This window comes from Rhodococcoides fascians NBRC 12155 = LMG 3623, from assembly GCF_001894785.1.
Classification (GTDB): Bacteria; Actinomycetota; Actinomycetes; order Mycobacteriales; family Mycobacteriaceae; genus Rhodococcoides; species Rhodococcoides fascians.
The window spans coordinates 72,596-83,490 of sequence record NZ_BCWW01000019.1; the positions used below are offsets into that span (position 1 = coordinate 72,596).

Annotated in this window: 11 protein-coding genes; all 11 read right to left on the bottom strand. The window is 60.1% G+C overall.

What is annotated here, in order from left to right; translation table 11 throughout:
* Positions 1-56 precede the first annotated feature (56 nt).
* A complete protein-coding gene (locus RFA01S_RS27985) occupies positions 57-209 on the bottom strand; it encodes a hypothetical protein (RefSeq protein WP_155289037.1) in 153 nt (50 codons plus the stop codon).
* On the bottom strand, positions 206-1,405 hold the full coding sequence (locus RFA01S_RS25955; protein WP_032384406.1) for a hypothetical protein: 1,200 nt from the start codon (positions 1,403-1,405) through the stop codon (positions 206-208). Before RFA01S_RS25955 ends, RFA01S_RS27985 begins: the two co-directional genes overlap by 4 nt.
* Positions 1,406-1,613: 208 nt before the next feature.
* Positions 1,614-2,048 (bottom strand): methylmalonyl-CoA epimerase, encoded by a 435-nt coding sequence (mce, locus tag RFA01S_RS25960; protein ID WP_015586177.1) that lies wholly within the window; start codon positions 2,046-2,048, stop codon positions 1,614-1,616.
* Between the two features lie 312 nt (positions 2,049-2,360).
* Positions 2,361-3,116, bottom strand: coding sequence for a methylmalonyl Co-A mutase-associated GTPase MeaB (gene meaB, locus RFA01S_RS25965; protein WP_015586176.1), 756 nt, complete (start codon positions 3,114-3,116; stop codon positions 2,361-2,363).
* Positions 3,113-3,568, bottom strand: a complete 456-nt coding sequence (locus tag RFA01S_RS25970; protein WP_015586175.1) for a cobalamin B12-binding domain-containing protein — start codon at positions 3,566-3,568, stop codon at positions 3,113-3,115. The genes meaB and RFA01S_RS25970 overlap by 4 nt, the downstream gene beginning before the upstream one ends.
* Positions 3,565-4,887, bottom strand: a complete 1,323-nt coding sequence (ccrA, locus tag RFA01S_RS25975; protein WP_015586174.1) for a crotonyl-CoA carboxylase/reductase — start codon at positions 4,885-4,887, stop codon at positions 3,565-3,567. The genes RFA01S_RS25970 and ccrA overlap by 4 nt, the downstream gene beginning before the upstream one ends.
* The gene (locus RFA01S_RS25980) at positions 4,871-6,715 is read right to left on the bottom strand and encodes a condensation domain-containing protein (RefSeq protein WP_015586173.1); all 1,845 of its coding nucleotides are present in this window, start codon (positions 6,713-6,715) and stop codon (positions 4,871-4,873) included. Before RFA01S_RS25980 ends, ccrA begins: the two co-directional genes overlap by 17 nt.
* Positions 6,712-8,295 carry an AMP-binding protein gene (locus RFA01S_RS25985; RefSeq protein WP_015586172.1) on the bottom strand — a complete coding sequence of 528 codons (1,584 nt, stop codon included), beginning with the start codon at positions 8,293-8,295 and terminating at the stop codon, positions 6,712-6,714. The genes RFA01S_RS25980 and RFA01S_RS25985 overlap by 4 nt, the downstream gene beginning before the upstream one ends.
* Entirely contained in the window at positions 8,292-8,552 is a 261-nt protein-coding gene (locus tag RFA01S_RS25990) for a phosphopantetheine-binding protein (RefSeq protein WP_032382025.1), read from the bottom strand. The genes RFA01S_RS25985 and RFA01S_RS25990 overlap by 4 nt, the downstream gene beginning before the upstream one ends.
* A 98-nt stretch (positions 8,553-8,650) precedes the next feature.
* The gene (locus RFA01S_RS25995) at positions 8,651-10,114 is read right to left on the bottom strand and encodes a methylmalonyl-CoA mutase family protein (protein ID WP_032364855.1); all 1,464 of its coding nucleotides are present in this window, start codon (positions 10,112-10,114) and stop codon (positions 8,651-8,653) included.
* Positions 10,083-10,895: thioesterase domain-containing protein (locus tag RFA01S_RS26000; protein WP_139278556.1), on the bottom strand; the 813-nt coding region annotated here is incomplete at its 5' end. The genes RFA01S_RS26000 and RFA01S_RS25995, both read right to left, overlap by 32 nt.

Genomic DNA, 10,895 nt, shown 5'->3' on the forward strand with positions numbered 1-10,895 from the left:
CGGCATGACGGTGCATCGGTCTTCTCGAGCCTGCGCCGAGGAGTTCCAATCTACGTCTAGTTCGACGCGTCGGCCTCGGGGGCGGTTGCTCCGTCGTAGATCAGGTCGTCCGAGCCGTGGTAGCGGTAAGCACGCTGTCCACTGGGCAGAGTCACCCAGCCCGCCTGGCCGTGATCGGCGTCCGGATCGAAACTACGGTCGTTGGTCATTCAACACTCTCATTCTCCGCAGGCGGGCGCACCACAGTCACCTTGCTCTTGACGACAATCGGGGCATCCGCGGGCCCCTGCAAATGCTCATCGATCCACATGGGTAGATGACGCTTCTGCGATGGATACCAATGCCGACGCCAATGCCCCCGAACGACGTGGCGGTGCGAGAGCTTGCCAGATCCTTCCGACGATGAAGCACTGGATGCAGACCGCGGCTGCCGGTACGACAAATACGTCACCTCACGCATCCGCTTGACTACGCCGTCGTTGTCTCGCATGCGCGCCGACTGCTGGCGGGTGGACTCCACGAACTTGTTGCCTCGCAGCATGTTCACCATCGAGAAGAACGTTCGCGCAACGTAATCCAGGTCATTCATGGCGGTCACGGAATGCGCAGGTTCGTCGGGACCGACGTCCGTGAAACCCGCGCCTCCTGATCGGTTCGGTGCACTGGGCGCAGCATCGGATTCGGCTGGGCTGAGCTGGACCTCGGCGAAAGGAAACACCGGTAGGTAGTCGTTGACGACGCGGTACAACCGGTTTCCGTCAGTAGGAAGTGCCCCGTCGGCCCGCGCCAACCACCACCGCAAAGCAGGAACGGTAAGCATGGCTATCAGGAGAACATCGGTTCCACTTCCACTGTCGCGACCTGTCTCGTTCCACACCAGGACCCGCCCGTGGTCGGGCACTCCATCCGCTGGAGCGAGATAGAGAACTCCTCTGCTCGAGGGAAGATCGGCCACGGTCACAGCAACATCATGGTCTCGATCGGCACTCTGGCCGGCCTCGATCAACGCAGACATCTCCGGCGTCGCATAGTAGGCATACCGGTCCGCCGTCGACGCGCGCAGAAGGAAGTGGCTGTAGTAAAGCATCTGGAACCAACGGAAGGGCTGCAGGCCGACATCGTGCGATTCCGGTTCGTCATCGAGCCAGAAGGGCAAGTGCTTGTGGGGCTCCCGCGCAACAGCTTCGACCGGCAGCTTCGTCATCCGGGACAACCTATGGAGCATCTCGCCCACGTCGGCCGGGTCGGACCGAAACCGGATCACGTCGTAGCCGCCCTTAAGGAATTTTCCCAGGTAGGTCTCCACCGGCCAGGCTGCGGCCTCGATGGCCTCGAGCACAAGGGGCCACCGCGCCGCGGTGACCTTTGCTTCCAGCACCTCGGCGGCCTGACGGCGGATACGCATGTCGACCGAAAATTGTTGCCCTGGAACGAACTCACCGTCGAATCCATCACGGCGAACCCGAGTGCCCTTCGCATTCCGAGGCTTCTGCCCTCTTCTATCCGAACGCCGCGCCAATTTTCCCATCCCGCCCCCTCGTCTACCACTCCATGGCACAAATCCGCATCAACACTCTGACGATATGGACCATCGCAACATTAACTGGCAGTTGTCATTCGGAGTCTGGTGTTGCGGCGGTGACGAGTTCAGTCAAGACCCCGTGGCAATCCTTTGGGTGCAGGAAGTTGATTCGGGACCCCATTGAACCTTGTCTCGGCTCGTCGTAGAGTGCCCGGACGCCCTTACTCCGTATGGCTTCTGTTTCGCCACTCACGTCGTTCGTGCCGAATGCGATGTGGTGGACGCCTTCTCCGTTCTTGGCCAGCCACTTGCCTACTACTGAGTCGTCCCGGGTCGAGCCCAGCAGCTGGAGGTACGAGGCGTAACCGTCCGGGGTCTCGTTGATCTTCAACATCGCTTCACGGATACCCTCCTCCTCGTTCGATTCCAGGTGAGTAACCTCGAATCCATAGGTGGCACTGTAGAATTCGACGGTTTTGTCGAGGTCGAAACAAACAATCCCGATATGGTCAATTCGAGTCAGCATGCCTACAGTCCACCGCATAACTGCTCGCTATGCAACATGCTGACATGACCGAATCCGCTTGTCTGACTGATATTTACAAGATCAGTCAATCTGAACTCTGCCAACAGTCCCTACTTTGCTTGGTTGCCTAGGTCGTCAAATTCAGCCCAACCCTTGACTCGGGCCCAGTTCAAGCCGCTGCGCAGGTGATTTCGTGCCATGCAGGTGTCCCCGTCGATGTCGCAGACTTCGATCACCTAACGGTGGCCCAAAGCTTCGCTGCTTTGCAAAGCGCGGCAGAGGTAATGACTGGAGGAACGATCTGCTCCAGCTCTACGTCATAGGAGATTTTCGCTTGGCCTCAAGGGCTCTAACTACCTCGGCGGCCCCTTCTTGACGGCTGGCGGTAGTCGTCACAATGGGGACGTCGCGTTGACCAAGCTCGATCACGGCCTGGAGTTCGCGAAGTACTGCGTGGACTCCGTTCTGATCTGCCTTGTTTACGACGTAGAGGTCGGCGATTTCCAGAACACCAGCCTTGGCCATTTGGATGCCGTCACCTGCTCCAGGCGCTAGAACAACGATGGTGTCGTCCGCGATTGATGCGATTTCCACCTCTGACTGCCCGGTTCCGACCGTCTCGATCAAGATCCTGTCAAATTCGATCTCAGACAGGATCGCGATCATTGTCCTGGCCGTGGCCGAAAGTCCTCCGAGATGGCCACGACTGGACACTGACCGAATGAAAACTCCGGGATCATCTGAGTGCTCCTGCATACGGATGCGGTCACCGAGGAGCGCACCGCCGGTTATCGGCGATGACGGATCAAAGCAGAGCACTGCCACGCGCTGACCCCGCTTGCGGTACTCGGCGATAAGACATGAAATCAACGTCGACTTTCCGACACCAGGAGGACCTGTCAAGCCAATCACCGTACAGGCGGTTCGGGGGTGGTCCGGTGCAGCCGGAGAGATGACGTCAACCTCAGTGATGGCGTAGTTCTCCGCGCGAGTCATTAGTTGCGCCAGCGCCCTGATATTGCCTTGCCGTGCAGACTCCAAGGTCTGACAGTTCTGGTGCCTCGTCACTCCGTCTCCTTGAGCGGATGTAGGTTCGTTTGTGCCCAACGGGTGATCTCCTGAAGGGAATCCCGAGAGGTAAAGACCCGGAGCACTCCCATTTCAGCGAGCTTGCGTGCGTCTCCAGGTGGAATGACGCCGCCACAGAAGATGGGTATCTCCATCGCGTTATTCTCGGCCAACAGCTCGATTACGCGGGGTACCAGTTCCATGTGAGCGCCCGATAGCAGTGACAGACCGACAGCGTCGGCACCCTCTTCCAAAGTGGTGCGGACGATTTGCTCGGGTGTCTGACGCAATCCGGTGTAGATAACTTCCATGCCGGCATCACGAAGTGCGCGCGCCACCACTTTGGCACCGCGATCGTGGCCATCCAGCCCAGGTTTGGCAACCACCACTCGGACACGATGCACGCGGCCTTCGGCCTTTCCTGCGTCGAAGCTCGGGTTCGGAGCTGTCATGCCGTCACCAGCGGTGTGATCCGCGCCTCGCCGATCCGGGAACGCAGGTCGACGTCGGTGACACCGAGCCCACTCGAGGGTGCTAGGCAAAGTATGCCAACTTTGCCGAGGTGCTCGTTTAGTTGAATCCTGCGTGCGGCTTCTGGTGTCTCTTGAAACGGGTGCACTTCAGACAACATAGGTTGCACTTGGCCGCGCTGGATGAGGCGGTTCGTCTGCCACTGCTCGTACAAATTCGCCCCGTGGCTGCCTACTATTCTTTTCAGGCGCATCCACAAGTAGCGGTTGTCGAACGTGTGTTGGTAACCCGTGCTCGATCCACAGGTGACGATTGTGCCGCCGCGGCGGGCCACGAATACCGAGAGGCCGAAGGTCTCGCGGCCAACGTGCTCGAAGACGATGTTCGGATCCTCTCCGATCTCTCGCCTGATGATCTTGCCCAGCAGTTTTCCTGCCGCGACGGTGGCGTCCGGGTCAGCGGAAATCTCACCGATCTCGCGCCGATCGATGACCAGCTCACAGCCAAGCTTGCGGGCGACCTCGGCTTTTGCGTCCGAGCTGACTATGCCGATTGGTATGCCGCCGCCGTTGCGGACGAATTGCACGGCGTAGCCACCGAGGCCACCCGCCGCGCCCCAAATGAGGACTACATCGCCTTGACGCATGTTGGCACCGCGCTCGCTGACGAGCATCCGGTAGGCCGTTCCCGCGCACAATGGGTTGCTGGCAGCCTCTTCCCAGGTGAGGTGCGCTGCCTTGGGTAGTAATTGACTCGCGCGGACGACCGCATAGTCAGCGAGGCCTCCGAAGTTTGTCTCAAACCCCCATGCTCGCTGCTCGTGGCCGAGCATGCCGTCGTGATGGGTGAGCGGTTCCTGGTCATCGACATGAGCCGTCCCTACGGCGACATGGTCCCCGACCTTCCACTTGCGCACACCGGCCCCGACGCGCACGATCACCCCGGCTGCGTCCGACCCCAGTACGTGGTACGGCTGGTCGTGACGAGAGGCCCAGCCGCCCTGTTTTGCGTAGTGCCGCAGGAAGTTGAAAGTGGGGATCGGCTCGAAGGTAGCGGACCAGATTGTGTTGTAGTTCATCGCCGCTGCCATAACAGCGACCAACACCTCATCAGGAGCAAGTTCCGGCATGGGCACACTGCCGAGGTGAATCGACTTTCGAACGTCTTTGTCCTCGACGCCGGCGAAAATCTGGATGTCTTCTACATCTAGGTAGGCGGCGTTGTATTCAGGTGGGACGGGAAGGCTCTCAAGTACGTCCGGAGAGGCACCCGCGATTACAGCTTCAGAGAGTTCGTTCATTGTCATCCTTGTTCGTCGGTAGGGTGTCGGTACAGGTGATTTTGATACGTCCAGGCAGATCACTGGCGTGCAGAAAAGTCCGCAGATGTGCTCGGATTTCTCGTGCGCTCGGGACATTGCGAGTTGGTCCAGACACACTGAGCACCGCGGTGTCGGTACGGCCCCTCACCAGCTGCACTTCCGCCTCTCGTACCCAAGTGTGGGTTCGGGCGACGCGGGCGACTGCGGAGGCATCAATGAGGCTTCGGGTGCGGATCCACCGACCCTCCCGAGGTCCTAGGTGTCGCATCTCGCCGTCTGCCGCGACGTACCCACAGTCGTCGGTGCAAACCTCGCGGCCGTCGGCGAGATGAACCCAGATCGTGCCCGCTATACAACAGGGCAGTAACTGTTCCGACCGGCCACGCACGGTGAATCTCACACCGTCCGATGGCATCAAGCGCGGAGGGTGGGGAGCGTCGTCGTTACATAGTGTCCCCGCGCGGACGCCAGCACAGATGTACGGGGTCCCCGCGCCGGCTGCTCGGGGCCGGACTTTGCTCGTAGAGCTGACCAAGGATGTTTCTCGGTCTGAAGCGAGATCTGTGACAGCAGTGCGAAAATCGGCAAGAAATATTTCTGCTTCCGCTGCACCCATCAGATCCTGGCGATAGTCGAGCCGCACCCGGCACTGCGGCCAGTGCGCACGGATCTGCAGCGTTCTGGCCAAAGCAGCGTTTGTGTTTGGCGTGAAAAACTCCCACTCCGAACGTAGGCCGGGGATTTCCAGGTCAAGTTGGGCTGGCGGACGGGGAAATGACAGGCCGAGCTCAGTACTGAGCCGAGCGAGGGGTCTGCCGGGCACACCGGACACCAGGTCCACGAACGGGACGCGGCGATAGCGAGCCAAGTGTGTGAGCGCCCGGCGGGCCGAGGCAACGGATTTTTCCGTCGCCATCTGGCGGGAGGTTTCGATGGATACGGGGACCACGTTGGTTTGCAAGCCGGCGACATGTCCGGTGTGTTCGTCACTGACGTCCGAAGCCACAGACAACACCGGATCAATGTTGTCGTAAGCCGTCATTTGTCGAGTGAGCGCTGCGAAAAGCATCGTGAATGTGCTCACCTGCAGGTTTTGAGCGATCGCGCGAAGGGCGGCAACCGCTGAGGGCTCCAGTTCGATTGTCGGCGAGGCAGCAATGGACCGCTGCCCCAGACGGCCGCCCTCGGGAAGTGTCAAGGGCATCCGTTTGTCGATAGCAGTACGCCAAAATTCGATGGCCTCCGCGGTGACTGCCTCCGTGGCAACGGGCGTACTGGGCGCGGCCAGCGGCGTCGGATTCACTTGATGGCCGATTCTCAGTTTCCCCAGATAGTTCGAGAAATCGCGGGCGACAATAAACTTGCTGCGCCCGTCAAAGCCGGCGTGATGAGCCTCGAAGACCATCGAGCAGCGGTTGGGAGCATGGGTTAGAAGTTGGAAACGAATTGGTGCCTCGGTGGCTAGGTCCCAGCGCTTGTCCTGTTCGCGCTGCTTGCACCATTCTCGGACCGCCGCCGACTCGGAGCCGTCTTCGCATGGGATAGTGGCGCGCTCGAAAGAACATGCCTCAAGTGCCGGCAGGACGCACTGGCGCAACTGTCCCCGCACAAGCCGCAGCACCGACCGCAGCGGCTCGTGTCGTTCAAGCACGGCGCGCGCAGCGGCCTCGAGGTGATGCTCGTCAAGTACACCGCGAAAGGTCGCCACGAAATATCCGCCGCCACTAATCGAGGGATCAATCGTGGCTTCGGCCCAGAGTGCGTATTGGCCCGCATCGGCGGGCCTATCGTGCAGGATTGTGGTCATTCGTCACCGCCCTGACTGTGTCGGCGACGCCGCCGGCAGTCATCTGCGATGAGCTCAGCGACTCTCTCACGATTAACCTTCCCGCTGGGGGTCCTGGGCAGTTCGGGCAGTTCCGTCACCGAAACAGGGACCGAAACCTCGGGCAGTACCTTGCGTAGTCGCTTAAGAGCGTTGGCCTCGACTGGGCCGGTGCAGCCCTCACGAAGGACTACTGCGGCGCGCAGGCTGGCATGGCCGGACTTAGTCACCACCATGACCGTCGCCGCTGCAGCGAAGTCGGGAGCTGTTAGCAACTGCGCATCGATTTCTAGGAGATCAACGCGGATTCCCCGCACTTTGATCTGGCTGTCCATTCGGGATAGGAAGCGCAAGCCGCTGTCTGTCAGCTCCACCAGGTCACCGGTACGGAAGGCTCGGGTGTTACCGGCTGGTGAGGGAAGGATGCTGACGTAGCGCTCCACTGTCAGCTCGGGACGCCCCAGATATCCATCCGACAATGGATTTCCGGATACGAGAAGCTCTCCGATGTTCGGAGTTTCTGGAACTTCCGGCGCGATGAGTAGTTCGCATCCCGGCAGGGGTTCGCCGATTGGTGGCAGATTGGGCCAGGCATACGGATCGGGCCCCAGGATGTGCGAGGTCACCATGGCGGATTCGCTTTGTCCGTAGTGGTTGACCAGCCGGCAGCCGGGCATACATGCGAACATTGCGCGAATATCTTCCGAGCACACTACTTGCTCACCGGCGGTATTTACCTCGACCAAGCACAGTTGCGCCAGCATGTCCCGCTGGGCCGTCACTGCCAGCATCTGCAACGCAACGAATGGGACGAACAGCCGCTCGATTCGTTGATCGGAGAGCCATCGAAGCAATTGGGCTGGTTCACGGCGTAGCTTCTCCGGCATGATCGCAAGCGTGCCGCCGCCGCACAGCGTGCCCAATATCTCCTGGAACGAGACGTCGAAATTTAGCGGGGCGAACTGTGCGGTGCGTAGTTCGGGGTGGGGTGAGTGGGATGTTTGCCAATCGACCATTGTGTCGATGCAGAGATGGTTCAGCGCTACGCCCTTCGGCCAGCCGGTCGATCCGGATGTGTAGATGATGTAGACCGGAAGTGCGGCATCGCACGCGACGGCGCGCAGGTCGATCGGTTGGGTTACTCCGGGGGGCAGCCCGATGTCGACCAGCGGGGCGTGGTGGTTCACACGTGATCGCGTGGTGGCGATTAGGGCGCGAGGTGCGCAGTCATCCACCATGAACTGAATCCGTTCCACGGGGTACTCGGGGTCCAACGGGACGTACGTCGCTCCATGCAGCAGCACCCCGAGTAATGCAGCGACTGCACCCGCGCCTCGCGGAAGCGATACCGCAACCCGGTCTCCTACGTTCACGCCGGCCAGCGTCAAGTTGGACGACACCGTTTGCGCCCAAGCTGCCAGTTCTCCGTAGGTGTACGAACGATCGGCGTCGACTACAGCCGTACGCCCCGGATCGTGGGTGACACGGCGAACAAATCCAGTTAAGTGACAATCGGGTGTCGCCGGACCTCCCCACAGTGACTTGAATTTTGGGGCGGTCATGCATCTTCTCCCCGCGGCGCTACCCCTGCTAGTTCTTCATCAACGGCCTCCACGAATTCTTCGATGGTGGGGTTGTTAAAAATTAGATGCAATTCCGCTTGCAGCCCATACTCCCGCTGGATAAGGGCAAGGATTTTCGCGGCCGTGAGCGAATCACCGCCCAAATCGAAGAAATTGTCATCGAGCGTGAGATTTTCTTCGCCGAGAGCCCGTTCCCAGAAACTCGTAATAGTGGTAGCCATCCGTTGTTTGCTCATATTTCTCTGCTCCCCATCCGAGTGGTCAGTTGGCTGCACCCTTGAGTGTGTTTGGGTACGGGATTGACCCGGACTGCTGCTGCTCCGGTTAGATGCGGTCATTTCGATTCGAGCCCTTCTGCCACCGCCCGTTGCATTTGGCCGATGCTGGCCCGAGCCCGTGCTGCTGCGATCATCGAATTCATGACATTGCGGCCCGCGGCCACGTCATCGGTCACAGCACGTAGTTCTGCGCTACAAACCCCGCGCTCGAAGGGACGGCGGCGGCCCGGTACGACACCCGAACGCAGTTGCCTTTCAGTGAGCCACTCCTCTTCTTCGGAACTCTCGGCTTCGACGACGCCGACGACGGGGCCGCGGGTGGCGTAGGCCATGTCGTCAATGCGCGATTCCAGCCAGCCACTGCGCAGACAGTCCAACAAGCCACCATGGGCAGCGATGTCATCTAGCCACCCCGTAGCCTCTGCTTCGATTTCATCGGCGATGCGAGCTATTGCCTCGGACCCGCCGAGGGGGTCGACGTATCTGGCTAGATCGGTTTCCTTCAAGATGATCTGCTGAATCCTCAGCGCAATGCGTGCCGATAGCTGCCCAGGCGTTTGTTCGGCCTCGTCGAAGCCGCACACATGCAGAGACTGCACCCCGCCGAGGACGGCCGCTACGGCCTGAATGGTCGTACGCGCGATGTTGTTGAGCGGTTCGGAGGCGGCGAGAGCGGAGCCGAAAGTATTGACCTGAACACGCATGCGGCTCGACTTCGCGTCAGCAGCGCCGAAGAGGTCCACCATGCGGCGGGCATACATCCTGCGTAGGACACGGAACTTGGCCGCCTCGGCAAGAACCTCCATATGGGTCCCAAAGATGAAGCTGAGCCGGGGTGCGACCTCGTCGACGGTAAACCCCCGCTCCAGCATCCCTTGCAAGTACGTCTCCGCATCAGCGATGCCGAGCGCCACTTCCATTGCTCGGCTCGCACCGGCTTCACGGGCGTGTCCACCCGAGATCGATACCGGATTGACCTTGGGCAAGTTGCGTATGCAGTACTCGATAACGTCTAACGAGAAGCGGAAGCTGTCGTCCAAGTCGAACACGAACGCCTTGCGAGCCGCGTGCTCTTTCAGCATTTCGTTCTGCAAAGTGCCACGTAATAGCGCAGGGTTGACGCCTGATTCTTCGGCAACCACGATCCATAGGGCCAAGATCATCGGTGCGGTCGCATTGATGGTGAAAGAGACTGACACCTGATCCAGCGGTATTCCGTCGAACACTGCGGCCAAGTCGTCGACGGTGGACACCGAGACCCCGGCGCGACCGACCTCACCGGCAGCCGTTGGATCGTCCGGGTCGAGTCCGAGCTGGGTGGGCAGGTCGAAAGCCAACGAAAGACCTGTCTCGCCTTGGTCGAGGAGATAATGGAACCGCCTATTGGTGTCTACGCCGTCGCCAAGCCCAGCCAATTGCCTGATCGTCCATGGCCTAGACACATAGCCCTTGGGATGAATACCTGCCTCATAAGGAAACTCGCCTGGTTTACTCATAATCGTCGCCTTCCAGTTCTGCACGCAGCCGGTCGCCGTAGGCGTCCAACGCATCGGGACTCAACATGTCGTTGTGTTCGCACTCCACTGCGATCTCCGTGACTGGACGAGCGATAAAACGTGTCCAGTCTCTTGAATAACCTGGATCGCGTTCGTGATCGCTTCCCTGGAACACCACAGCGCCGCCCCCGAATAGGTCCGGTGTGTGGCCGTGCCAGAGGTCAGAATTGAATCGGAGATTGCGAACGACGTGGCTGATCATCCAAGCTGGCGGAATAGCTGCGCCGAGTGACGAATGAGTTTCCAGCCATTCCGTGGCCTGCTCGTAAGAGGTCAATTCTTTCAGATCGGGCAGGTCGACGTTCTTGGACACGAAATGCCGCAGGACGTCGGTCTCATTGAAATCCGCGTCTGGCGAGCGTGTCGTACCGGGTTCTACTAGAGCTGCGTCCAACAGTATTAGCCGACGTACGTGCGCCCCTCTCCGTTCCAGCACGGTAGCCATCTGGTGGGCGACGACACCACCGAAGGACCATCCCAGCAGGTCGTAGGGCCCATCGGGCTGGACTGACTGGACGAGGTCGGCATACTCGCCGGCCATTTCGCGGACCGTACGCGGACGTTCGCCGTCGACGGTTTGCTGAATAGCGAATATTGGGCGCTGCACGATGCTTCCCAAGGCGCGGTACGCCCAGCTGACGCCCCCACCAGGGTGTATGCAGAAAAGTGGACGCCCTGGCCCTCGGCACAACTTCACGACCTGAGGTATCTCGTCGGAACTGGACCAGTTGAAGAGTTGTTTGCT

Excerpts from the sequence above, each read along its gene's own strand:
- RFA01S_RS27985 (WP_155289037.1), bottom strand. The coding sequence starts at position 209 with ATGACCAACGACCGTAGTTTCGATCCGGACGCCGATCACGGCCAGGCG.
- RFA01S_RS25955 (WP_032384406.1), bottom strand. The coding sequence starts at position 1,405 with ATGCGTATCCGCCGTCAGGCCGCCGAGGTGCTGGAAGCAAAGGTCACC.
- mce (WP_015586177.1), bottom strand. The coding sequence starts at position 2,048 with ATGCTGACTCGAATTGACCATATCGGGATTGTTTGTTTCGACCTCGAC.
- RFA01S_RS25970 (WP_015586175.1), bottom strand. The coding sequence starts at position 3,568 with ATGACAGCTCCGAACCCGAGCTTCGACGCAGGAAAGGCCGAAGGCCGC.
- ccrA (WP_015586174.1), bottom strand. The coding sequence starts at position 4,887 with ATGAACGAACTCTCTGAAGCTGTAATCGCGGGTGCCTCTCCGGACGTA.
- RFA01S_RS25980 (WP_015586173.1), bottom strand. The coding sequence starts at position 6,715 with ATGACCACAATCCTGCACGATAGGCCCGCCGATGCGGGCCAATACGCA.
- RFA01S_RS25985 (WP_015586172.1), bottom strand. The coding sequence starts at position 8,295 with ATGACCGCCCCAAAATTCAAGTCACTGTGGGGAGGTCCGGCGACACCC.
- RFA01S_RS25990 (WP_032382025.1), bottom strand. The coding sequence starts at position 8,552 with ATGAGCAAACAACGGATGGCTACCACTATTACGAGTTTCTGGGAACGG.